Raw genomic sequence first — 22621 nt, 5'->3', positions numbered from 1 at the left:
TGCCGGGCCATTAGCCCGGCATTTTCACTCTTTTATTCCCAGAAATACCGAAAGTATAACTCGTCCGTCTTCTTGTATGGTAGTTGATAAAGGTCAAAGATATCATACCAATTGCATGAGATGGTTTATTTCACCAGCCGGTTCCCACTTACCGTGGGGATCCAGAAATCATAAGTATGAGAGCCACCATGGAACATATGCTATTAACAGCGAACGCCACGCTGCCAGCTTACGATCGCAACGGTCTTATTCCGCGCATCGTTCATTTGGGCTTTGGCGCATTTCATCGCGCTCACCAGGCGGTATATGCCGATATTCTGGCGACAGAACACGGCAGCGACTGGGGCTATACAGAAGTGAACCTGATCGGTGGCGAGCAGCAAATCGCCGATCTGCAACAGCAGGATTTACTTTACACCGTCGCCGAAATGTCGGCGGATGCCTGGACCGCCCGCATTGTTGGCGTGGTCAAAGAGGCGATGCATGCCCAGGTCGATGGTCTGGAAAGCGTGCTGGCAAAAATGTGCGAGCCTCAGGTCGCTATTGTGTCATTGACCATTACCGAAAAAGGCTACTGCCACTCGCCGGCCAGCGGTGAACTGCAGTTAGATCACCCGTTGATTGTTGCCGATTTGCAAAACCCTCATCAACCGAAATCCGCGCCGGGCGTGGTGGTAGAAGCGCTGGCACGCCGCAAGGCGGCAGGTCTGCCGGCTTTCAGCGTGATGTCCTGCGACAATATGCCGGAAAACGGTCACGTCATGCGTAATGTCGTCTGCGCCTATGCTCGCGCCGTCGATGCCGAATTAGCCGAGTGGATTGCGCGCAGTGTCACTTTCCCTTCTACCATGGTTGACCGCATCGTACCGGCGGTGACGGCCGAAACGCTGGAGAAAATTGAACAGCTCACCGGCGTTCGCGACCCGGCCGGCGTCGCCTGCGAACCGTTTCGTCAGTGGGTCATTGAAGACAACTTTGTCGCCGGTCGTCCGCAGTGGGAAAAAGCCGGCGCTGAGCTGGTGTCGGACGTGCTGCCCTTTGAAGAGATGAAGCTGCGCATGCTGAACGGCAGCCACTCGTTTCTTGCCTGGCTGGGCTATCTGGCGGGATACCAGCATATTAATGACTGTATGCAGGACGAAAACTACCGTCGCGCCGCGCGTGCGCTGATGCTGGAGGAGCAGGCGCCGACGCTGAACGTGCAGGGTGTGGATCTGGCACGCTATGCCGGTCTGCTGATCGAGCGCTATAGCAACCCGGCGCTGAAGCACCGCACCTGGCAGATAGCGATGGACGGCAGTCAGAAACTGCCGCAGCGGATGCTGGATTCGATTCGCTGGCACCTGGCGCATGGCGGCGACTTTACGCTGTTGGCAATGGGCGTCGCGGCCTGGATGCGCTATGTCAGCGGGGTGGATGACCAGGGGCAGGCGATTGAAATCTCCGATCCTTTACTGCCGGTAATTGCGCAAACCGTACAGAATAGCGCAGACGGCGAAGAACGCGTGCGCGCGCTGCTGGGTATTGAGGCTATTTTCGGTGCCAGCCTGCCCCAGGAGAGCCGTTTCGTGAACGCGGTGGTTCGCGCTTATTTATCCCTGCAGCGGCACGGCGCAAAAGCGACCGTAGCGGCCTGGGCTCAGGCAAACTAATTTATTTCACCCGCGTGCCGCCGGTCCCGGCGGCATTGCCCTCATGCTTTATCCCTGAACGCTTTTCCCGCCAGAAATATATTTCGCGTCAGGCGCAATCTTTGATCCAGATCGTTGAATATACATAACTTTATCTAACAACAGTTAAGTATAAATAACTGATGTTTATTTTAATGAATTAAATATTTATCGGGGTGATTATTCATTCTCCTGGTGAAGTAAATATGGCATGATGAGTTAACTTACTAAGTTTCCTCAGAAAAAAGGAGAACGGACTATGTACAAAAAAATTTTGCTGCCCGTAGACGTTTTTGAAATGGATTTAAGTGACAAAGCGGTTCGCCATGCTGAGTTTTTAGCATCAGCGGATGAAGGGGAGATTACGCTGCTCAACGTTCTGCCGAACAGCAGCAGCTCAATTTTACGCGGTTTTGCGGCCGATATACGTAAGTTTGAGGCCTATATGCGTGAGGAATCGGAGAAAAAGATGAAGACAATATCCCGTCTGTTCTCCATTCCCGCCGAGCGGATTCATTCCAGAGTGGTCTTTGGCAACGTGCGCGATGAAATTCTGGCGGTGAGCGGCAATGAGGATTTTGACGTTATCGTTATTGGTTCCCGCAAGCCGGGTATATCCACTCATCTTCTTGGTTCAAACGCTGAGTCGATTTTACGTCACGCTAAAATACCGGTTCTGGTTGTCAGGTAAGTCAATTTCTAGCGGCAGATAACCTGTTCTGCCGCAACTCGTTTTATTCCTCGCTGAACCAGTCGCTGTTTTCCTGACGAACAAGCAGCACGGACTCGCTAATTTCTTGCAGATGCAGGCGCATGGCTTTTTCAACCGCATCCGGATTGCGGGCGACCAGCGGCTGGAAAATATCATAGTGCTGACGCAGCATCATATCGGGTGGGGTCACATGATCGAGGCTCATATAGCGCACCCGGTCAATGGTGGCTTTAATATTCTCGACGGTATCCCAGGCGAGCTGGCAGTCGGCGATTTGCGAGAGCTTCTGGTGAAATTCGTCATCCAGCTGGAAAAAATCCGTTAACTGCTGCCGCTCCACCGCCGTACGCTGCTGATTGAGATTTTGCTCAAGCTGGTAGAGCTGTTCATCATTCACCATTCCTGCGGCGCGTCGCACCACGGCGCATTCGATGGCCTGGCGGACAAAACAGCCGTTACGCACCTGCGAGAGCGAGATTTTATTCACATAGCTGCCGCGCTGCGGACGGATCTGAATTAAGCCATTTTCAGCCAGTTTGATAAAAGCTTCGCGTACCGGTTGCCGGGAAACGTCAAAGCGCACGGAGACTTCTTTTTCCGAAAGAGGGGTGCCTGGCGGGATCAGACAATGGACGATATCCCGACGCAGGATACGATAAATTTGCTGATTAACGGGCTGTGTCGGATTCAGTTGTGCTTCTGCGGCCATGGATGATTACTTTTATATGAGGTATTTGCGCTATTTTACGCGTTTTTTGTCTTCCAGCCCAGACCCGGCCCGCGGGCCGGGTTACAGAGCTTAGCCCTGGCGGTGCACGTTCAGTCCGGCAAAACTTTGGCTGACCGGCATGATTTCCAGGGTATTAATGTTGACGTGTTTTGGCAGGGTTGCGACCCACCAGACCGCTTCGGTGACGTCTTCCGGAGTCAGAGCCTGGGTATTTTCGTAAGCTTTCTCGGCTTTAGCGTCATCACCTTTAAAGCGCACGTTAGAGAATTCGGTGCCACCGACCAGACCGGGCTCAATATCGGTCACGCGAAGGGCGGTACCGTGAAGATCGGTACGAAGATTGAGGCTGAACTGACGCACAAACGCTTTGGTCGCGCCGTAGACGTTACCGCCAGCATAAGGCCAGGCGCCGGCGACCGAACCGATATTGATTACGTGGCCGCGATTACGCTCAACCATTCCCGGCAGAACGGCGCGGGTCATATACACCAGCCCTTTGTTATTGGTGTCAATCATGTCTTCCCAGTCTTCAATGTTGGCTTTATGCGCGGGCTCCAGTCCCAGCGCCAGCCCGGCATTATTGACGAGAACATCAATCGCCTGCCAGTCTGCCGGCAGTCCGGCAATCAGCTCTTCAATGGCTGCACGGTTGCGCACGTCCAGCTGGGCGGTATAAAGGTTCTCGCCCAGCTCATCTTTAAGCGTTTTCAGGCGTTCTTCGCGACGCCCGGTGGCAATCACTTTGTGACCGTTAGCGATAAAACGGCGAGTTATGCTTTCACCAAAACCCGCTGTTGCTCCGGTAACCAGGATAATCATCTTACTGTTCCTCAACGATTTTTGTGTCTTCATACCATAGCACGCGATCCCGGCGACGGGTAATGGAAATCACCAGACCTCCCCGCCGAACGCGGCGGTGAACAGAGTAATCATTGCGGTCAATCAATGAGTTGCCTAATCTTACAGAATAATCGTGTTCAGGAGATGAAGATGTCGGAGAACAATCCTTTTTTTAGCGTCAGTCTGCTGCCTTATCAGGCGCCGCGTTTCGATTTGATTGACGTGAGTCATTACCGTCCGGCCTTCGACGAGGGCGTTCGTCGCCAGCGCGCAGAGATTGCCGCTATCGCGAATAACCCGCAGCCGGCTGATTTTGCCAACACGCTGGAAGCCCTGGAGCAGAGCGGCCAGCTGCTGGCTCGGGTAACCAACGTCTTCTTCGCTATGGCGGGCGCGGAGACCAATCCGGCCATTCAGGCGCTTGATGAGCAGTTTTCCTCTGAGCTGGCGGAACTGGCGAATGATATCTGGCTCAACGATGCCCTTTTTCAACGCGTGAAGCAGGTGTGGGAGCGGCGAGAGTCGCTCTCCCTTGACGCCGAATCCCGACGTCTGCTGGAGGTGACCTGGCAACGCTTTACCCTTGCGGGAGCCACGCTTGCGGACGATCAAAAAGCGGCGCTTCGCGCGCTGAATACCGAAGCGGCAGCGCTGCAAAGCCAGTTTCAGCAGCGCCTGCTGGCGGCGGTAAAATCTGGTGGTCTGGTGGTGGATTACGCTCATCAGCTCGCAGGGCTTAGCGACGATGAGATAAGCGCAGCGGCAGAAGCCGCGCAGGAGAAGGGATTAGGTGGTCGCTGGCTGCTGCCTTTACTCAATACGACCCAGCAGCCCGCGCTGCTTTCGCTGCAGGACCGGCGGACGCGAGAGAATTTGTTTGCAGCAGGCTGGACGCGAAATCAGAAGGGCGATGCGAATGACACTCGCGAGCTGGTACTGCGGCTAGCGGAGCTCCGCGCGCGCAAAGCGCAGCTGCTGGGCGCTGATGACTTCGCCAGCTGGTCAATGGCCGATCAGATGGCGGGCGATCCGGCAGAGGCGTTTGCCTTTATGCGGCGAATCGCTCCGGCGGCGAAGGCGCGGGCCGAGCAGGAGCTGGCGGATATTCAGCAAGTTATTGATAATGAAGGCGGTGATTTCCGCGCGGCGGCGTGGGACTGGCTCTATTACGCCGAGCAGGTGCGCAGGGCGAAATTTGCCATCGATGAAGCGCAGCTCAAGCCCTATTTTGCCCTCGACCGCGTCCTGCGCGACGGCGTGTTCTGGACGGCGACACAGCTGTTCGGTATTCGCTTTGTCGAGCGATTCGACATTCCGGTTTATCATCCGGACGTGCAGGTATGGGAAATTATCGACGCTAACGGAGAGGGAATTGCGCTGTTCTACGGCGACTACTTCTCGCGGGACAGCAAAAGCGGCGGGGCGTGGATGGGCGTATTTGTTGAACAATCCACCCTGCGTGCGCAGCATCCGGTAATTTATAACGTCTGTAACTACCAGAAACCCAAAGCCGGACATAGCGCGCTTCTTTCCTGGGATGAGGTCATCACCTTATTTCACGAATTTGGGCATACCCTGCACGGCCTGTTTGCCAGCCAGAAGTATGCCAGTCTGTCGGGAACTAATACGCCGCGCGATTTTGTTGAGTTTCCTTCACAGATTTATGAACACTGGGCCAGCGAGCCGCAGGTATTTGCCCACTATGCGCGGCATCATCAAACCGGAGAAAACATGCCGGCCGCGCTGCGCGACAGCATGTTCCGCGCGGCGAAGTTTAATAAAGGCTACGACATGAGCGAACTGCTCGCAGCGGCGCTGCTGGATATGCACTGGCATAGCGTGAGGGAGGATAAACTCCCGGACGATGTCGATGCGTTTGAAGCCGCGTCCCTGCGTGCGGAGAATATGGATCTGGCCGCCGTGCCGCCGCGCTATCGCAGCAGCTACTTTTCGCATATTTTCGGCGGCGGATACGCCGCGGGCTATTACGCTTACCTGTGGACCCAAATGCTGGCGGATGACGGCTACCAGTGGTTTGTTGAGCAGGGTGGTTTAAGCCGTGAAGACGGCCAGCGCTTCCGCGAAGCGATTTTGTCTCGCGGCAATAGTACTGATTTAGCAGAACTTTATCGCCAGTGGCGCGGACACGATCCGCAGATTGAGCCGATGCTGGAAAACCGCGGGCTGAGCTAGCCGAGCGTTTTGACGAGTAGAAGAAGACCGGGCGCAGCGCCCGGTTTTTTTGTCTTTTTTTTCTTCCCCAAAATCCCTCCAAAACTTTTCTCCAAAATAAATCTTTAAATTTTGCTAAATTTGCATGGGGGTACGGCCCAATTTTTCACGTAGCTACACCTTCACTTTCACCCAGTCGAGACCTCGATCGTTATGATACTGCGCGGTCATTTTTTCCGATGAGTGCCCTAACAGCTGTTGGGTGTTGATTCCCTGAGCCTCGTACAGACGTTCGGACAGCGAGCGTTGCTCATGGAAAGTGGGCATTGTTTTCCCTCTTTCAACGGAAAGGTTGGTGCTATCCACTGCGAGTTTGAAGGAAACGCTAAGACTGTTCTCGCCAACCTGATCACTAGCTTTTACTTTACCGCTGGACGTTACGTGGTGAAGAAGCCACGGGCTAACAACCCGATCCCTACAGCGCTTGATCACTTGTGCCAGGCTAACGTCCAGCACCTCACTGCGCAAACTGAGTGGAATAGCAAGTTTCACACCTGTCTTTTGTTGCTTAACGTGCAGGTATCCCTCCCAAACCGATACATCGTTGCTATAATGTGAAGCATTATTAAATGCATGGGGAGAGGGGGCTTGGAATTTATATTCGCATTTTGGAATTGCGCGATTTCGCCACCAGGTATTAAGGAGATGCGTGCGCCTGCCAACATGGCTGATGCGGTTGAAGTTATTGTGGATTTATTTACCAGCAAAAAAATAATGTTTTTAGCTTTATGTGAGGTAAATAAGGACTCATTTAATCATATATCCAGCGAGCTTGGTAAACTTGGGTTATCACTTTCAGCTCAGTTTTTACCAGACAGAACATTAACTGGAGCAGAGTTTGATGTCGGTTATATTTATGAATCAGGTGAAATTAGCGTTATACAAGGTATGGCACATACCGCTAGACTAGGAACATCTATAGTAAAAGTTGCTCAACAATTGATTATTGTTATTAATGGGGATGCTTCCTCTGTCATAAATATTTTTGTCTCGCATTGGCCAAGTCAACTCCGTAAAATTGCGGATGACTTTAGAGACGAATGTTCTAAAGGTTTAAGACGTTATATCGAGCGTTTCATTGAGGGGGGGCAACTGGTTATATTAATGGGGGATTATAATGATGAACCATATTCACAAAGTTTGTTCAAAAACATACGCGCAACAAACGATAGAGCCTTAGTACTTTCAGAGCCTAATTTTTGGTTATATAACCCGTACTGGAAGGCTCTTGCTGCTAGAATGCCATTCACTATAGATGAGCAACAACATGACTTTGGGACGTGTTATAGCAAATCAGGTAATCGCAATCACTGGTCTACGTTCGATCAGATCATTTTTTCAGGCCATTTTCTCCATTGTGGGCCATGGTATCTTAAAGAGTCTTCTACGGGAGTAGTTTTGACTGACAAACTACGTGTTGCCATAATGGATAGCAAGCATTATTTTGACCACATGCCGGTTATTGGATGTATATGTAAAAGAGAGGTTAAAAATGTTTCAGTTTAAAGAACTTATCAAAACTGGTATGGGCGAAGCGAATAGAGTTGAGAAAAACCGCGAGAGCGTCGATAAGGTTTTTTCCTCGTTAAATAGTGAGCTGGCTGATGAAACTGACGGCCTGTTTACCATTGAACGCTACATACAAAAACCTAGTGCATTTGCAGAAATAGCAAAAACTTATGCCATTATAAATCAGAGTGCTCCTCCACTTGTCTCATTAGATAGTAAAGGTTCTACTGGAACATTAAAGATAGTTCTAAGCAGTGGTGGGAATGCCTCTATTGCCCGTTGGGAGCAAGATCCTGATGGGTACCCTTTCACAATTGAATTTATGGGTGAACGAACAGACTGCTGGGATCAGGAAGGGTTGGTCAATGCGTTAGGAAAAATTGTTGTTTCTGGACAACTATGGTTAAAAGTTAAAGAACTACAATCAAAAGCCTTAAAGGCTTCAGAGCAAAATAATACCGAAAAAAATGATTAGCTGCGGTATGTTTTTGACCATTACAGTTTCTTTCATAACTAACTATTTGTTTGTTAGCAATTATCAATTCTGTGGTAAAAGTCCTTTAGAGCAAATGCCAAGCAGTACAGTTAGAAGTGAGCTATTATCCCCTCAGCACCACTGGGGATTTTTCTTGTGTTGAAGTGGAATATTGCAGCAAAAAGCCAGGAAGTGCGAGACCAGGTTAACGTCGATCTGGCCGCCAGTGGCGTTACATACAAAGCGCGCCTGAATATGTCGGCGATAGCTGAGTAGAGTAGGTCGCCAGAGAACAACCTGAACACCTCCGGGAATACTTCATGGGGGGTGTACGCTACTACCGCGAACAGAGCATTCAACTCCCGCGGCATCCGATCCGTGCTACATCGAGATTGCCGGGCAGAACGCCAAGAAATGATTATGCACGGGATAGTTCCCCGCCCTTTTATTTATACCGCGCCAATATAAGTTGTGGTGCTGGAAGGCGTGGAGCTGTCTGCTGAAGAATACATTCTGGCCTCAATCGTTGCAGACTGGTACTGTTTTCAAAGAGGAGACTAGGAATAGGTGGTGCATCGTTGATGGGGACGTATGATTTTGCTCTGTCTATCGTGCTTCCAGGTGTTGCTGCGCATCAGGATATGTCAGTAATGGCGAAGATTAACGCTCTGCTTGCAGAATTTATGTCAAGCCTGACAGCATAATCATATTGCGGCTATCATTATCGATAGCCGCTATCCATTTGAGATCTGCAATCCCACATGCGGCATTAAGATATGCAGTTACGCTGTCAATGACTGAAGCGACCAGAGCCAGCGCTGATTCAAAAATCAATTTCATACCCATCGTGATATGTGTCCTTGCTGGATAGGCAGCTGGCGCATAATGTGACCCGATGCAGATCGTATAACAAAAGGTACAGTAAGCGGTCACTTAATTGAATTTAACTATGCGTTATGGGTATTACCTTCTCTCTTTGGTACAGAATAGAACGGCCATGTTCTTCGGCCTAGTTTCAGGACCTAATTCTCCATCCTTTGATTTACCCTCATCTGTACTAGTTAATACCGCATTTTTCTTGTTAGGGTCAGCCCCTGTCCCATTATTTGATTCACCAGAATGAAACCCGGATTGATAAGTATGCGTATGTTTTGCGATCATATCCTCTTGGATACTTCCTGGGATACGTATTCCTGCCGGGTCGATTTTTGTAGATCCTGAACTATCTATACCTCTAAGGAATCTGCCCTGTGCGTTTAGCACAGGTATCCATCCAGAAGGACAGGTATCTGACATAAAACCAACAACACTGTTTTGTTGTAGTCTTGTCAACTCCATTTCTAGGTTTTTTAAACGATCATCGATTGTTGTTAGAGCATCTATAGGATTGTCTTGATTATCATATGCCTGCCAAGATAGGGTTAAAGGAGGGGGCACCGTTGAATCTGTTCTTACAATTTTAACAAAAGCTTTTTTACTTTGTTCGTTTCTGCTGCACTCAAGAATAGCTGTAGATCCTGTTGGAATAACTATAGATTTGGTCTCTGAGTCATTCCACTTACATGAAACACCGTTAGATGCAGAATAGGCAATTGAAGCTGACTTATCATGAGAGCCTGGCGATGCGAAACCTACAGACATTGAAAATTCTGATGGCAGGATACTATCTACATTATATGTCATGTTGTTTTTTGCTTCGGTGCATTGTTTGTAGGCATCATATGCACCTGGCGCAATGGATTCTATATATTGTTTGTAGGCGTCTTGACTTTCTGAGTAGTTACTTTCTGCTGAGCAATATCTGCTAGCTACTTGAATTACTGTAGCATTCGAACTTCCGAAACTAGCTGAAAGAACGCTGTAACTGGCACCAAATTTAGAATTATTGGATACCGATGTGCCTTTGCTATATTCTTTGCAGAAATAATCTGCATTTTGCTCAATAGAGTTTTGATCTCGAACCGTTATGTGGGTGATTTTTGATAACCCGATAATACTTTCGCAAGTATCTGCATTAGCATATGCGGGTATTATTAATGTTAGCATTGCAAGAGCTGTTCGCATGTTTTCCCCTTTCATGGTTGGGCTGAAAATTTTGCATGGGGTAATAATAGTACTACGTCGAGCCATGCTCTGAACATGGCTATTATAACCTCCCAAAAGAGATTCAATAATATCCAGTTTAGCTAAGCCAAGCGGTTTTGTGTAAACAATATTATCATTGTCATTCATATCACATTTTGAATGTAATTTATATCTTAGCTTGCAGTCCGCCCAGTATCGGTTGCGTACCTTAGATGAAGTTAGTCAAGTTAAGTGTCTGATGTCTTTTTTAAAAAATGAAAGTTTATCTTAGGATAGTGCGAGTAATTATTTGTTTTCTGGTGTGTTATTAAGTCATGGGCTGAGTTATTAAATCGTTTTTTATTTTGGCGCAATTACCCATGCGTGTATTTATTCAAACTATTTGACTGACTTTGATGCAAGAGAGTTTTTATTTTAGGTCGGTGAAGTTGCATGCGAGAGGATTTCAGTTATTATGACCCTGAGCCGAGAAAAGTGTGATTGCTGAGTTCATATCAGGTAGAAAATGCGATGCATAAGTAATAAGTTAAAATTATTATTTTCTATGTTTTATATGAATTCTTTATATGTGGGCTATCAAGCTGCCCCTTGATTTTGCTTGCTGCCGATATCCTGCCGCATTCATTCGCGCGCTGATTCCGGCACCAGAACGAGTGGCCGGCGGTCGTGAATATCGACGAGACCGTGATAGGCTGCAGCGGTGACAATCAAAAATCCCTCATCTTCATCCCCACGCTCGAAAGGGACGCTGCCGATAGCCGCTATGAAGATGGGCTTTCTGTCTTAACGGTGGATGAAGTAAGGCTGTTTCTTGTCGCCTGCTCGCTTCCATTCAAACCAGCCGTCTGCAAAACAAATTGCTCTCCCATGTTGCCGTAGAGGCTTAAACAATAATATTAATATATTAAATATAGCTTCCTTGCAATATTAGGAGTTTACTTACATTGTTGCATGGATTTCTTAAATTTAATAAGCGAACTTGCTCTGTGAATGTTCTTCACTCTATCATCTGTCTTATCTCTTGCATATCTTTTATTGAACGGATTGAGTATGGCTAATATATTTCTTCTGGTGTTTGCGGTTTTTTTACTGCTGGTCTCACTGATTTCTGGGTTTTCGTATTTTCAAGACAGAAAAAAGCAAAAGTTGAGTTTTAAAAGCAAACGTATGAAGTTCTAATTAAAATAGAGAGATGTTCTTCTCATGACGATGGAGGAGAATCTGATAAGCTCCTGATTGTTTTCTAACTGGAATTTCTTCATTATTCTCAATTTATGAGAGTATACGGTTCTGTGATCGATGCCAAGGTTTTTTGCTGTTTCATTATTATTAAGGCCAAGATTTATGGCATTAATGATTTTTAGTTGCGAACGACTCAATGACTGATGCGGGCATTTTAAACAGCGATTCTTCTCTATCGTTATACGTTTCTTATCGCCCGCGACAAATTCATCAAAGAGAATGGACAGGTTTTTTTTGATCGTTTCAAGGCTGCTTTTATGAAATAAAGTGACAGCATTTTGAACGCATAAAGGCAGCAGGGAAGGATTAAACGTTATCTCTTTTTTGGTGAAAATTACCACCGCTGGACACTCTGATTTATATCTTTTCATTTCCTGGCATAATAAATACTCGCCAACTTCCATCTCAGTAAAAATTATGTCTGGTTTTTTGAAGTGATCTTTTATGTTATTGCTTTGAAAACAAAGGTCGCTTATACCTTTGGTGCTCGCAATTTCTTGGGTCAGTTCCTCTATGGCCTTTTCTAAATAAATGTTTTTGGTGATGATGGCGATTTTTAGCATGATTTTCTTATTTTTAAAAAGACGGTGGAAAAATTTCGACCGCCGTATGATGTTTTATTTAAGTAACGCCTGATGAGATTAGGATATTTCCTATTGAATATAATGGCAATAGGTTTATAGAAAGAGTGGCTTTACTTTTTAATAAAAATTCGCAGCCAAATCAGCAGCTTGTGTAGGTGATTTGTTTGTTTTTCAGCGTTTTTAATCGCACTAAATGCCAAGATTTGTAATGCCACTATTAATTTGCATTCACGGTTTTTATTAATTAATGACAATCATTCAGAAAATCATTATAAATATAGCATCCAAAGCTAATCTTTAGCGGCGTCCATTGAATCATAGGGCGAGGCGCTATTCGTCATTTAACGGCATGCATGCCGTTGATTTGATACTTCCACCGCGTAGCTATCCGGGACGCGTTGAGCAGGGTGGTTTAACCCGCGAACAGGGCCAGCGCTTCCGCGAGGCCATTTTGTCTCGCGGCACGGGTTTTGATTTAACTGCGCTTTGTCGCCAGTGTCGCGAGCGCGCGCTTAAGATTGAGCTGAGGCTGAAAAACCGCGGACTGGGTTAGTCCGGCGATTGTCACGTAACGAGGACCGAGCGTCGGGTCCGTTTTTCCTTCCCAAACTGAAGCCTTACATTCATCAAGATGGGGAAGTGATACTGTAGAGGTGCCTGGGTATGGTTAAAATGCATTCGCATTCGATTTGACCTTAGCGATAAACTCTTCTGTAAGCGACAAGCCTTCGATGATTTCCTTATCGACTACGGTAATTCCGTATTGGACAATTAACTCCAGCAGTCCGTCATAGGTCTGTATGAGCTCCAGAAGGCTGTAGATTGTTTTGCGATCGGAAACTGAGGGCATCTCAGAGTTTGCTGAAGATTGATTAACAATCCACTCAAGATTGGCTTTGATTTTTTCTATATCAAGGTAACTATACATATTTCATGGGCTTAAATCCTCATTTCAAGATTTTTTTGAGAAAACGCGTTTCTGACTTCACAGGAATAAGCTATTGAATAACATCCAAAAACTCTGTTACTGAGAGATGTCGATGATCAAGCCGGATGGGGGCTAGCTGCAGAAGCGGTTATGTCCAAAAGCGCTGCTACTGGCGTATCCCCTAAAGAAGGGCGCGATGTGCGTAGACTTCATTATGGAACGGATCGCCGATATATCAAGAAATCAGCGGATAAAATGTGAATAAGTAAATTTTGCTGCGGATAAGGCTGCTCACCTGCAAACCGTATGCAAGAGCTGCAGGTGAGCAATGTGCTATGGAGGCAGTACCATAGCGGCAAAATTTTAGCCTCGCGCTGCGGGCAAAACCAACAAACCGTTTACCGCCGGGAACATTTTAGGACTTACCTTACTCATCACCGTGCGCAAGGCAAATGAAAATAGGGTATCAGCAGGGCTCAATATGATGTCTGCCTGTGGCCTCGCCCCTTCGAGGCCAGCGTAAGCGCTGTTCAAGGCACGAGTGCCTTGTCCTGCAACTCGAATTATTTAGGGTAATAATAACCTTTTTTAACAGCTAATGCGGATTAGCGTATTTTGCGTCATGTTTTACGGGCAAAACGCACGCGACTGGAATAAACCGAGAGGCAGGCGGATATTGGCTGAGGGAGGAGAAAAATTATCTGGTTAATAAAGGACGCAGAGCCCGGCGTCCCATTGCGGATAAAGAACAGAACGGCTGGAATTACCTAACGGCGCTTCGCTTGCACGAGTCCGAAGAAATTGCGCGGCAGGTTGTGACTCTGGTATTGGCAGGCCGGGTAAGGCGTCAACCGCCACCCGGTGAAGATCCGGGGAAGATGTTTAAACAGATTTGTCATCACTCCCAAACCGGGCGCAGAGCCCGGTTGTTTGAGCCGTACGCTTTCACACCTTAAGCAGTTTTACCGTGGCCTCAATGTCTATCTCATCTTCCGAGAAGATGAGGGTGGTTCCCTGGAAGGTGGTAATGGCCAGCTTTTTCACCGAGCGCATTTCGCCAGGCTTAGCGGCGGATTTTGGCCTGATGTTTCCCATCAACAGGCCTACGGAAAGGACCGCATTCTCTTTGTCGATGCGGGCATCGGCGGGCTCTTCCTCGCTGTACACCAGGAAAGATTTGATCGATGTAAGCTTAATCCGCTCGCCTGCAATATAGATATATTTGCTTTCCGGCAGGACTTTTACCGCATAGGCTGACAAACCCTTGTTATTGGTGGTGGGTTCGAAAGTGACTGCTGCATCTTTTTTAATGAGTTCAGGGTTGGCAACCTTAATCACATGAAAATAGCGATTATCGCCGTTTTCATCTTTGATAAATCCAAAACCTTTATCTTTAAACCACGTTGTGATCGTTCCGTTCATCGCCGTTACCGCCTGGTTAATCGTTTATCTACTCAATTTTTGCCGCGCGCAGTGTAAAGCACAACGCCTGCGCAGACCAGGCCTGAATCGCCGGTCTGCGCAGGCCCGCATTGCTTACCACATCAAATCATCGGGAACTTTAAAATCAGCATATGGATCGTCTTCGTCCTGCTCTTCCGCACTTAGCGCGCTGTTTAAGACAATGCTGCTGGCGTCGCGCTGGGCGATTTTATCGGCGACGCTCGCCGGGATAATCGCGTATTTGCTCTCGCCGTCGTTATCACCGGCCAGACGCGCAATGGCGAGACGGCCGCTAATCAGCTGTGCCTGGGTGAGTTTATCCACGGCGATTTTTTTAATGAAGTTGTTATCCGTGAAGTTAAAATCAATATTGCCTTTTGAAATATCGATTTTATTCATTTCAATAAGCTGCTTAACCTGCGCTTTATACTCTTTCGAGAGCGCCGCCTGCTTTTGCTGCTCGCTAAGCTGCTTATCTCGCTCAAGCTGCGCTTTTTTATTCTCTTCCACTGCTTCTCTGGCTTCGCGAGCCTGAACGCGGGACTTTTTCGCCGTTCTCTGAACTTTGGCCATTTTTTTGCTGGTCACTAACCCGGCTTTAAGCATTTGTTCTTGTAAGGTGAGTTTTGTCATCTTCGTGTCTGAATCCGCTGAATAATGAGTGAGATTATACCTGCAAATGTCCGGGATGTACCAGGCGGTATGATTCGCACAAAGCAATTGCATAAAAAATCACTATTATCGCCATTTATTTGCTATAAATGCATCTTTATTGATTTTTTATGAGGTGTAAAGATGATTGTCAGAACCTGGCATGGTTGTGTTCCCGTTGAGTTTGGCGATGCGTTTGCGGTTCATTTGCAGGCGACAGGCGTACAGCATTCCCAGGGCATCAGCGGCAACGCGGGGGCGTTTGTCAGACGGGAAACGCAGGGGGAGTGGGAACACTTCTTCCTGGCAACGTACTGGCACAATCTGGATGCGGTCATCGCCTTTGCCGGTGAAGCGTATCATGTCGCAGTGACCTATGCGGATGATGAGCAATTCCACCTGTTGTCCGACCCTTACGTTTTTCAGTTTAACGTAGCTGAAGTCGTGGCGATTTGAGTCAGCGTTAGCATAAGCGCGCCGCAGGCAAAAAAATTAAGGCCCAAAGGGCCTTATAATGGGTTATTTCCGTCCCGCCAGTAAACCAATCACCAGCCCGATAGCGCCGGCCGCCAGCAGCCCGGTCAGCGGATTTTCCCTTACGCGCTCGGAGACCTCTGAGACGGCATCCGACGCCTGAGCGGCATACTTACGGGCCGCGCCTTTTAGCTGATGTTTAGGCGAATCAACCGCATCACCAAATTGCTGCTGGGCTTCCCCGGCGAATTCATTGACTTTGTTGCTCACTTTGTCCGCCAGATTCTGCGCGTCGTTTTCATACTCTTGTGATGACATGGGAGTCTCCTTTCGTTTGACTTATTTAAGTCTAGTGGCTAACAAGCGAAGTACAAATGCTCAGCCGTCGGTGAGCCTCACTCCAGGAATTTTCCACAACGTCCGGGATATAAACCAGGTCGCTGTTTCTGCCACAAAAGCGCTACACTCTGGCGAAAAGAAACGTCGCCAGAATGGGGGGATTGCCGTCATTTCAATTGATTAAGGTAATTCCTGGATATAAGATCCGTCAGGCGCGGGGGCAGGAAAGGCGGCAATTCATAAATAAGAACTATTGATGTTCACAATTCCTCTTTTTTCCTTCATCATTTGTCAGCTTTTACTCCTAATAATCAGCGCTTAGCTCAGCATAAGAAAGAAATTTTTTTACTCAAGGCCGGTATGAACTATAAGAAAGTACTGAAGAACACGTTGCTGCTTGCTCCCGTGGCGATCCTGAGTCTGCAAACCCCTGTCTGGGGCGCAGAGGCCACGAAAACGGCGACCTGCCAGAAGGCGTCGCCTGCGGTGGACAAAGAAGGCGTGCCGTTACCGCCCGTTGTTGGTAAAGAGGGCGCTCAGCCGGCCTCCGCTAAAGACAAGTCCGGCCACGGCGGCGCAACGGCCAACTGTCAGCCTGCGGCCATCGAAAATTAATCATTGACCTCAACCCGGGAGGGACATGGTGCACCCGTTAATTAAGGTGATGCTGGTTGGAGGGAAGGGCGACGGCCTGATGGTTAGCGTTGCCGATAACGCGACGGAGATTTCCGTGACGCCTGCGCAGTACGGCGCGAAATCCGGCCAGCCGCTGAGCTACAGAATCGTATCGCAGACCATTGACGATGAACGCTATTTTTTCGGCGTTTTCAACGAGAGCCATGAGGATACAGACAAACTCAAAAGAGTCGCGCTGACCCGCGGCATGAAAAAACTCTTCAGCTAAGCCGGAGCCGGGCGGCAAGCCGTCGTCCGGTCCGCGCCTGTTTTGTTTTCCTTTCGCCTCCGATACAGTAGCGCCAAACGCTTTTATCAGTTTCGGGAATCTATGATTAACCATATCCGGATAAAAAATTTCAGATCGGTCAGGGATATTGAGCTGGAACTCGGTGCGCTGAATATCGTCTTTGGCCCCAACGGCTGCGGTAAATCCAATATCTATAAAGCCATCCACCTGTTAACCGCCTGCGCCGACGGGAAGTTTTCCGGCTATATCAGCGATGAGGGCGGGCTGGAAAACATTATGTGGTCCGGGCCAGGCGCGCCGACCGACCGCTTTCCGCGGCGGCTGCAGATTGGCTGTCTGACCGACGAGTTTGACTACCAGCTGCAGGTGGGTTTTCCGGAAAAGCTGCCTTACCCTACCCAGTTTCAGCTGGATCCGATCGTTAAAGAGGAGTCGATCTGGCTGGCGGGATTTTCCCGACGTCCTTCATCGCGCGTGCTGGAGCGTAAAAACCAGGCGGCGTTCCTGGTGGATGTGAATGGCGAAAAGAGTACCTTTACCGACGCCATTTACGAGAATGAATCGATTTTTGGCCAACTGGGCGAGCCGCACCGTTTTCCGGAGGTCTCGCGGGTCAGGGAAACCATGCGCCACTGGCGCTTTTATCACGAATTCAATATTGGCAGACTCTCACCGCTGCGACACCCGACGGTAGGCTACCGCTCGCCGGTGCTCGACAGCGATGGGCATAACCTCGCCGCCGCCTTTCAGACCATCGTGGAAATCGGCGCCGAAGAGCTGCTGCATGAGATCCTCGGCGAAGCGTTCCCGGCGTGTACCTTTTATTGTGAAAACGAAAACTCGCGTTTCTCGATGAAGATGCGCCGTAACGGCGTCTGGCGGCCTTTACTGGCGGCGGAAATGTCCGACGGCACGCTGCGCTTCCTGTGCCTGGCGGTGGCGCTATTAAGCCCGCGCCCTCCGGCATTTCTGGCCATTAACGAGCCGGAAAACAGCCTGCATCGCCAGATGTTCCCGGCGCTGGCCCGGCTGATTGTCGAAGCGGCCCGCTATAGCCAAATCTGGTTAACCAGCCACTCCGTCGAGCTGGCTGAGCTGATTTCATCGATGGCGGAAGCGCGCCTTTACGGGCTGGAAAATAGCGACGGGGAAACGCGGATCGCCGGCTAGCGGCAACTGCCTTACCCGGCGTCTTAACGGTGTATTGCCGACGCGCCGCCGGAGGGTTTCCGGCGGCCTGGCGTTATGCTGCGGCCGGGAGCAGGGTTTTGCTGCCTTTCAGGGTAAACAGCGAAATGACGGTAAAGCTCAGGGTAATACAGCCCAGGATCAGATAAGCCTGATGGAAGCCGACGGTATCATACATCCGTCCTACCCACGCCGAGAGCACAACGCCCGACAGCTGTTTCGATAAATTAAAGCCGATCAGGAACAGCGTCGCCGAAAGTTTTGGGTTAAATGCCGACGAGATATATTTAAAGGTGCCAACCAGCAGGAAGGGGATCTCAAACATATGCAGCATTTTTAATATAATCACTTCCACCGCCGAGGTCGCGAAAGACGAGCCTAAAATTCGGACTGACATAATTACCCCGGCAATTAACAGGGCATTCTTGGCGCCAATTCGGTTAATAATTGCCGGCGCGCAGAACATGATCAGCGCATTGAGTAATTCCCCACCGGTGGTCACGAAGCCAAACACTTCGGTGCCGCGCTGCGGGCTGGCGAAGAAGCCTTTAAAAAAGTTGGCGAACTGCTGGTCGAAAACGTCATAGACGCTGGCGACGCCAACGACATAAATAATAAAGCCCCAGAAGCGCGGCATCCGCAAGAGCTCGGCGGCGGTGCGCATGGAGAAAGCCTGACGGTTGACGCCCAGGGCGTCGATAACCTCGGCGCTATTGCTGCTTTCCGGCTTCGAGACCCACAGCAGCACGCCGAGGATCAGCGCGAAGCCGGAGGCGATCCAGAAGGTGATATTGGGGTCGATACTAAACAGAATGCCGGTGATTGAGGCGCACAGCGCCCAGCCGACGCAGCCGGAGACGCGCACTTTACCGTATTCAAAACGGTTGGCGCGGCTGACGCGTTCAATATAGGCTTCTACCGCCCCGGAGCCGCTGGAGAAGACGATCCCCAGATAGATCCCGCCCACCAGCGCGCCCGCGATGATATTCATCTGCAGCAGCGGAGAGAAAACAAAAATAAAGAACGGGGCAAACAGGATTAATAAAATCGTAATCGTCCACAGCAGATGTTTGCGCAGGCCGAGCTTATCGGAAATCAGGCCAAACACCGGCTGGAAAATTATCGCGAATAGCGAAATGGAGGAGAAGACAATCCCCGTTTCGGTTTTGGTTAAATGGTTTACTTCCGCCAGCCACACCGGGAAGAAGGGGAAGTAGGCTGACATAATGAAATAGTAGAAGAAAAAGAACAGCATGAAATATATAAAATTATGCCGTTCTCGTGGCGCGAGTTCAGAGAGTTTCATTGTGAATATTCCATATTATTATGCCTGTAAGGTTGGGGGCTGGCGCCCCCGATTATTATTGGAAATGAATCGTTAACTGATATTGCCATTGTGTCTCAAGCAGCAGCCATTGCTGTAGTACGCTGGGTGTCCAGGAGTCATCGCCGCCGATACCCATGTGTTGAGCATCAAGCGCGATCCAGACGCCGTTTTCCGGCTTCATCCTGTGCCAGTGATCGGTCTTCATTAACTGCGCGGTGCTGTAGGGCTGTACGGAGAAGTGGAAATCGCCCGCGACGTGCCAGCGCCCCCAGTCCAGCGCTTTGTTATCGCAGCGCAGGCCGTTTTCCGTCGGGAAAATGTACGGTGTGGTCATCTCTTCCAGCGGCAGCTGCCAGCGGGAGAAACAGGCGCTGGTGCGGCGGTCCGGATAGTTTTCATGCGGGCCGTAGCCGAGCCAGGAAACCGGTTGATGCTGGTCCGGAACCTGGAAATTCAGCCCGATGCGCGGCAGCGGCGGCAGGGTGCCGGCGCGTTCGCCATTGACCGCCAGATGCAGCTTGCCTTCGCCATCAAACGTCATCCGCCAGTGGCTGACAATCACCACTTCGTCGCCGCGCAGATAGTGCCAGCGGCTATCGATAACCACTTCATGGGCCAGGCGCTGGGCGTCGCACTGTACGCAGCGGGCGCTGAGGCCGTAGAGCCCGGCGCTCTTCCAGCGTTCAACCCAGGCGTTGGGGTCGATGCGCTCCACTTCGCTGACGCCGATATCGTTATCCAGCGGGGCGCGCACAAACTGGTCGCGCAGCGGCGTCAGCAGCTGTTCCACACCCTCTACCTGCCAGTGGGTCAGCAGGCCGCTCTCCCGGTCGATAGTCCATTGCTGCGAGCCGCTGCGTACGGTCCAGGCCGCGTCGCTGCTCTCCAGCGCTGGCGCCGTGCCGACGGGGGAAGGCCGGCGCAGCGCCAGCGGGGCGGCGAGCGGGAACTGCTGCCAGGCGACGCGATGCCCGGCGTCGGACCAGGCGGTGGCCTGCGGCTGGACAACCTCCAGCGTCAGCCACACCGCTTCGGCGCCCACGGGCAGCGTCAGCGCATCGCACAGCGTCAGCTCGCCCTGGCCTTCAGGGCTCAGCTCAAGCTTCACTTGACCCTCGGCAAAGGTTTCTCCGGCGGCCTGGACCTGCCAGCGCAGCGCTTCGTTATCGGTGGCGCGGAACAGATATTCGCTGCTGATGCTGATACGCAGCGGGGATTGCGCAAGCAGGGTAAACTGGAAGTACTGCTGCGCGTGTTTCGCTTCAATTAATGAAGGGTGCGGGCGGCGGTCGGGGAAGACCAGGCCGTTCATACAGAACTGGCGATCGTTCGGCGTATCGCCAAAATCACCGCCGTAGGCCCAGCCGACGCTGCCGTCGTCGAAGGTTTTGCTGATGGCCTGATCGGCCCAGTCCCAGATAAACCCGCCCTGCAGGCGCGGATAGTCGCGGAAGGCCTGCCAGTAATCAGCAAAGTTGCCGAGGCTGTTGCCCATCGCGTGGGCGTATTCGCAGAGGATCAGCGGGCGCTGCTCGCCCGGCAGACTGATCCACTTTTTGATCCCCCATTTCGGCACCGTCGGAATCCGCTGATCGCGCTCAACGCGGGCGTACATCGGGCAGATAATATCGGTGGTGGTGCTGTCGGCGCCTCCACCCTCGTACTGCACCGGGCGGGAGGGATCGTTGCGCTTCAGCCAGTGATACATCGCTTCATGGTTGCCGCCGCCGCCGGATTCGTTCCCCAGCGACCAGATAATAATCGACGGGTGGTTGCGATTGCTTTGCAACATCCGGCTGACGCGGGCGCTGAAGGCCGGCAGCCAGGCCGGATCGTCGGAAAGACGATTCATCGGCACCATGCCGTGGGTTTCAATATTGGCTTCGTCAACGACGTACAGGCCATAGCGATTGCACAGCTCATACCAGCGCGGGGTGTTTGGATAATGCGAGCAGCGCACGGCGTTAAAGTTGTTCTGCTTCATCAGCAGGATGTCCTGCACCATATCCTCTTCGGTCACCACCTGGCCGCGCTGGTGATGGTGCTCGTGACGGTTGACGCCGCGGATCAGCAGCGGTTTGCCGTTTAACAGCAGCAGGCCGTTTTTGATTTCAACCCGGCGAAAGCCGATATCCCAGGCTTCAGCCTCGATCGTTTCATCGCCGCGGCACAGGGACACCACCGCCCGATAGCAGTTTGGCGTTTCCGCGCTCCACAGCGCCGGTCGCTCTACCGGCAGACGAATCGCCGCGCGTTCGGCATAGCTTCCGCGCTCATCGATAATCGGCGAACCCGGCGACTGCTGGTGGCTGGCGACCAGACGATCGTCATCCCACAGTTCGATCTTCACCGTCAGCGCCTCCAGCAGCGCGACCGGCGCGGCGACGCTTAAGTTCACCAGCAGCTCGGCATCCCGATAGAGCGCATCGAGCTGCGGCGTGAGCTGAACGTCGCAGAGGTGCAGGGTCGGTTTGTTCAGCAGCCAGACCGAACGGAAGATGCCGCTCATGCGCCACATATCCTGGTCTTCAAGCCAGGTACCCGCGCTCCAGCGCATCACCATCACGCAGATGCGGTTATCACCCGGCTGAAGGTAGGGCGAGAGATCGAAGGCCGCGGGCAGGCGACTGTCCTGCGAATAACCGACCCATTCGCCGTTGCACCACAGATGAAAAGCCGAATTAACGCCGTCGAAGATAATCTGCGTCTGGCCGTCGGCTCGCCAGCTCTCATCGACGCTGAACGTCAGCGAGTAGCAGCCGGTCGGATTCTCCTCAGGCACGCGCGGCGGCGTAGTGTCGATCGGGTAGCGGACGTTGGTATAGATCGGAGCGTCGTAGCCTTCCATTTGCCAGTTTGACGGCACCGGCGTACTGCGGCTGTCCGGCAGATCGTCTTCCAGCCAGCGGGCATCCACGTCAAACGGGCTGCGAGCCCAGGAGAACTGCCACTGGCCGTCAAGCCGGCGGCGGAACGCCGAGGGCTGGTTTTTCCGCGCCGCGTCGGTATCGCGCCAGCTGGCGAAAGCCGGGTGAGCCGGTAAACGGTTGAGATGGGTAATGGTCTGGTTCTGCCAGTCTTCGCGGGCGAGAATCTGATGGAACGTTGCTCCTGCGGCGGAAAGAGAGTCGTGTTGTTGCATACGTATTCCTGACGGATAAGTGATAAAAATGTCATTCGCTAGACAATATGATTTTGTTATCAGTTATTTTCGCTATAGCCGCAATATTGGCGAAAATGAAACCCACTGGCGATCACGAAAAGCTG

21 protein-coding genes and 2 pseudogenes are annotated in these 22621 nt (G+C 50.9%); 10 read left to right on the top strand and 13 right to left on the bottom strand.

Going from position 1 to position 22621, the window contains the following annotated elements:
* Positions 1 to 188: 188 nt before the first annotated feature.
* Both ABLU96_RS07175 and ABLU96_RS07170 read left to right on the top strand, forming a co-directional pair.
* A complete protein-coding gene (locus ABLU96_RS07175) occupies positions 189 to 1652 on the top strand; it encodes a mannitol dehydrogenase family protein (RefSeq protein WP_064406426.1) in 1464 nt (487 codons plus the stop codon).
* Between the two features lie 277 nt (positions 1653 to 1929).
* On the top strand, positions 1930 to 2361 hold the full coding sequence (locus ABLU96_RS07170) for a universal stress protein (RefSeq protein ID WP_025105778.1): 432 nt from the start codon (positions 1930 to 1932) through the stop codon (positions 2359 to 2361).
* Between the two features lie 43 nt (positions 2362 to 2404).
* Here the strand turns inward: ABLU96_RS07170 and ABLU96_RS07165 are convergent, their stop codons facing one another.
* Both ABLU96_RS07165 and ydfG read right to left on the bottom strand, forming a co-directional pair.
* Complete coding sequence (locus tag ABLU96_RS07165; RefSeq protein WP_004851246.1) at positions 2405 to 3091, bottom strand: GntR family transcriptional regulator; 687 nt, start codon at positions 3089 to 3091, stop codon at positions 2405 to 2407.
* Between the two features lie 90 nt (positions 3092 to 3181).
* Positions 3182 to 3931 (bottom strand): bifunctional NADP-dependent 3-hydroxy acid dehydrogenase/3-hydroxypropionate dehydrogenase YdfG, encoded by a 750-nt coding sequence (gene ydfG / locus ABLU96_RS07160; protein WP_004851244.1) that lies wholly within the window; start codon positions 3929 to 3931, stop codon positions 3182 to 3184.
* A gap of 171 nt (positions 3932 to 4102) precedes the next feature.
* On the opposite strand from ydfG, the gene dcp reads away from it, so the two are divergent.
* The gene (dcp, locus tag ABLU96_RS07155; RefSeq protein ID WP_348862406.1) at positions 4103 to 6145 is read left to right on the top strand and encodes a peptidyl-dipeptidase Dcp; all 2043 of its coding nucleotides are present in this window, start codon (positions 4103 to 4105) and stop codon (positions 6143 to 6145) included.
* 153 nt (positions 6146 to 6298) lie between these two features.
* Here dcp and ABLU96_RS07150 read toward each other — a convergent pair whose 3' ends face one another.
* Positions 6299 to 6799 carry a tyrosine-type recombinase/integrase gene (locus ABLU96_RS07150; protein ID WP_224244123.1) on the bottom strand — a complete coding sequence of 167 codons (501 nt, stop codon included), beginning with the start codon at positions 6797 to 6799 and terminating at the stop codon, positions 6299 to 6301.
* Between ABLU96_RS07150 and ABLU96_RS07145 the strand changes: the two genes are divergently transcribed.
* The 3 genes and pseudogenes from ABLU96_RS07145 to ABLU96_RS07135 all read left to right on the top strand — a co-directional run bounded on the left by ABLU96_RS07145 (position 6773) and on the right by ABLU96_RS07135 (position 8586).
* Complete coding sequence (locus tag ABLU96_RS07145; protein WP_133163271.1) at positions 6773 to 7690, top strand: hypothetical protein; 918 nt, start codon at positions 6773 to 6775, stop codon at positions 7688 to 7690. The genes ABLU96_RS07150 and ABLU96_RS07145 overlap by 27 nt on opposite strands.
* Positions 7677 to 8168 (top strand): hypothetical protein, encoded by a 492-nt coding sequence (locus tag ABLU96_RS07140; protein WP_064406410.1) that lies wholly within the window; start codon positions 7677 to 7679, stop codon positions 8166 to 8168. Before ABLU96_RS07145 ends, ABLU96_RS07140 begins: the two co-directional genes overlap by 14 nt.
* Before the next feature lie 156 nt (positions 8169 to 8324).
* Positions 8325 to 8586, top strand: a pseudogene (locus tag ABLU96_RS07135) (DNA polymerase III subunit theta).
* A gap of 263 nt (positions 8587 to 8849) precedes the next feature.
* On the opposite strand, the gene ABLU96_RS07130 reads toward ABLU96_RS07135, so the two are convergent.
* The 7 genes and pseudogenes from ABLU96_RS07130 to ABLU96_RS07100 all read right to left on the bottom strand — a co-directional run bounded on the left by ABLU96_RS07130 (position 8850) and on the right by ABLU96_RS07100 (position 15083).
* Positions 8850 to 9014: a hypothetical protein gene (locus ABLU96_RS07130; protein ID WP_163520947.1), complete on the bottom strand. Its 165-nt coding sequence runs from the start codon at positions 9012 to 9014 to the stop codon at positions 8850 to 8852.
* A 117-nt stretch (positions 9015 to 9131) separates the two neighbouring features.
* A complete protein-coding gene (locus ABLU96_RS07125; protein WP_133163272.1) occupies positions 9132 to 10400 on the bottom strand; it encodes a hypothetical protein in 1269 nt (422 codons plus the stop codon).
* Between the two features lie 477 nt (positions 10401 to 10877).
* A pseudogene (locus ABLU96_RS07120) lies at positions 10878 to 11144 on the bottom strand (SOS response-associated peptidase family protein); the annotation flags it as partial.
* Between the two features lie 284 nt (positions 11145 to 11428).
* Positions 11429 to 12058, bottom strand: a complete 630-nt coding sequence (locus ABLU96_RS07115) for a helix-turn-helix transcriptional regulator (protein WP_218187240.1) — start codon at positions 12056 to 12058, stop codon at positions 11429 to 11431.
* Positions 12059 to 12746: 688 nt separating this feature from the next.
* Positions 12747 to 13007, bottom strand: a complete 261-nt coding sequence (locus ABLU96_RS07110) for a hypothetical protein (RefSeq protein WP_025105773.1) — start codon at positions 13005 to 13007, stop codon at positions 12747 to 12749.
* Positions 13008 to 13952: 945 nt separating this feature from the next.
* On the bottom strand, positions 13953 to 14429 hold the full coding sequence (locus tag ABLU96_RS07105) for a cold shock domain-containing protein (protein WP_032749004.1): 477 nt from the start codon (positions 14427 to 14429) through the stop codon (positions 13953 to 13955).
* 114 nt (positions 14430 to 14543) lie between these two features.
* Entirely contained in the window at positions 14544 to 15083 is a 540-nt protein-coding gene (locus tag ABLU96_RS07100) for a DUF2058 domain-containing protein (RefSeq protein WP_025105772.1), read from the bottom strand.
* Between the two features lie 162 nt (positions 15084 to 15245).
* Between ABLU96_RS07100 and ABLU96_RS07095 the strand changes: the two genes are divergently transcribed.
* On the top strand, positions 15246 to 15557 hold the full coding sequence (locus ABLU96_RS07095) for a hypothetical protein (RefSeq protein WP_025105771.1): 312 nt from the start codon (positions 15246 to 15248) through the stop codon (positions 15555 to 15557).
* A 63-nt stretch (positions 15558 to 15620) separates the two neighbouring features.
* Here the strand turns inward: ABLU96_RS07095 and ABLU96_RS07090 are convergent, their stop codons facing one another.
* The gene (locus tag ABLU96_RS07090; protein ID WP_004851233.1) at positions 15621 to 15893 is read right to left on the bottom strand and encodes a CsbD family protein; all 273 of its coding nucleotides are present in this window, start codon (positions 15891 to 15893) and stop codon (positions 15621 to 15623) included.
* Between the two features lie 381 nt (positions 15894 to 16274).
* Here ABLU96_RS07090 and ABLU96_RS07085 point away from each other — a divergent pair, with 381 nt between their 5' ends.
* The 3 genes from ABLU96_RS07085 to ABLU96_RS07075 all read left to right on the top strand — a co-directional run bounded on the left by ABLU96_RS07085 (position 16275) and on the right by ABLU96_RS07075 (position 18009).
* Positions 16275 to 16529: a hypothetical protein gene (locus tag ABLU96_RS07085; RefSeq protein ID WP_032694471.1), complete on the top strand. Its 255-nt coding sequence runs from the start codon at positions 16275 to 16277 to the stop codon at positions 16527 to 16529.
* A 28-nt stretch (positions 16530 to 16557) separates the two neighbouring features.
* Positions 16558 to 16818, top strand: a complete 261-nt coding sequence (locus ABLU96_RS07080; protein WP_014229513.1) for a hypothetical protein — start codon at positions 16558 to 16560, stop codon at positions 16816 to 16818.
* Positions 16819 to 16920: 102 nt separating this feature from the next.
* The gene (locus ABLU96_RS07075; RefSeq protein WP_064406407.1) at positions 16921 to 18009 is read left to right on the top strand and encodes an AAA family ATPase; all 1089 of its coding nucleotides are present in this window, start codon (positions 16921 to 16923) and stop codon (positions 18007 to 18009) included.
* A gap of 73 nt (positions 18010 to 18082) precedes the next feature.
* On the opposite strand, the gene ABLU96_RS07070 is transcribed toward ABLU96_RS07075, so the two are convergent.
* Positions 18083 to 19333 (bottom strand): MFS transporter, encoded by a 1251-nt coding sequence (locus ABLU96_RS07070; RefSeq protein WP_025105768.1) that lies wholly within the window; start codon positions 19331 to 19333, stop codon positions 18083 to 18085.
* Positions 19334 to 19388: 55 nt separating this feature from the next.
* Positions 19389 to 22496, bottom strand: a complete 3108-nt coding sequence (locus tag ABLU96_RS07065; protein ID WP_064406404.1) for a beta-galactosidase — start codon at positions 22494 to 22496, stop codon at positions 19389 to 19391.
* Positions 22497 to 22621 lie beyond the last annotated feature (125 nt).

Origin of the sequence: Klebsiella sp. CN_Kp106 (genome assembly GCF_040064575.1) — a bacterium.
GTDB classification, from domain to species: Bacteria; Pseudomonadota; Gammaproteobacteria; order Enterobacterales; family Enterobacteriaceae; genus Klebsiella; species Klebsiella michiganensis.
Note: the sequence above shows the minus strand (reverse complement) of the source record. Positions and strands in the feature narration are given on the sequence as shown.

Coding starts and splice junctions, on each gene's coding strand:
- ABLU96_RS07175 (WP_064406426.1), top strand. CDS start 189: ATGGAACATATGCTATTAACAGCGAACGCCACGCTGCCAGCTTACGAT.
- ABLU96_RS07170 (WP_025105778.1), top strand. CDS start 1,930: ATGTACAAAAAAATTTTGCTGCCCGTAGACGTTTTTGAAATGGATTTA.
- ABLU96_RS07165 (WP_004851246.1), bottom strand. CDS start 3,091: ATGGCCGCAGAAGCACAACTGAATCCGACACAGCCCGTTAATCAGCAA.
- ydfG (WP_004851244.1), bottom strand. CDS start 3,931: ATGATTATCCTGGTTACCGGAGCAACAGCGGGTTTTGGTGAAAGCATA.
- dcp (WP_348862406.1), top strand. CDS start 4,103: ATGTCGGAGAACAATCCTTTTTTTAGCGTCAGTCTGCTGCCTTATCAG.
- ABLU96_RS07140 (WP_064406410.1), top strand. CDS start 7,677: ATGTTTCAGTTTAAAGAACTTATCAAAACTGGTATGGGCGAAGCGAAT.
- ABLU96_RS07130 (WP_163520947.1), bottom strand. CDS start 9,014: ATGGGTATGAAATTGATTTTTGAATCAGCGCTGGCTCTGGTCGCTTCA.
- ABLU96_RS07125 (WP_133163272.1), bottom strand. CDS start 10,400: ATGAATGACAATGATAATATTGTTTACACAAAACCGCTTGGCTTAGCT.
- ABLU96_RS07115 (WP_218187240.1), bottom strand. CDS start 12,058: ATGCTAAAAATCGCCATCATCACCAAAAACATTTATTTAGAAAAGGCC.
- ABLU96_RS07110 (WP_025105773.1), bottom strand. CDS start 13,007: ATGTATAGTTACCTTGATATAGAAAAAATCAAAGCCAATCTTGAGTGG.
- ABLU96_RS07105 (WP_032749004.1), bottom strand. CDS start 14,429: ATGAACGGAACGATCACAACGTGGTTTAAAGATAAAGGTTTTGGATTT.
- ABLU96_RS07100 (WP_025105772.1), bottom strand. CDS start 15,083: ATGACAAAACTCACCTTACAAGAACAAATGCTTAAAGCCGGGTTAGTG.
- ABLU96_RS07095 (WP_025105771.1), top strand. CDS start 15,246: ATGATTGTCAGAACCTGGCATGGTTGTGTTCCCGTTGAGTTTGGCGAT.
- ABLU96_RS07090 (WP_004851233.1), bottom strand. CDS start 15,893: ATGTCATCACAAGAGTATGAAAACGACGCGCAGAATCTGGCGGACAAA.
- ABLU96_RS07085 (WP_032694471.1), top strand. CDS start 16,275: ATGAACTATAAGAAAGTACTGAAGAACACGTTGCTGCTTGCTCCCGTG.
- ABLU96_RS07075 (WP_064406407.1), top strand. CDS start 16,921: ATGATTAACCATATCCGGATAAAAAATTTCAGATCGGTCAGGGATATT.
- ABLU96_RS07070 (WP_025105768.1), bottom strand. CDS start 19,333: ATGAAACTCTCTGAACTCGCGCCACGAGAACGGCATAATTTTATATAT.
- ABLU96_RS07065 (WP_064406404.1), bottom strand. CDS start 22,496: ATGCAACAACACGACTCTCTTTCCGCCGCAGGAGCAACGTTCCATCAG.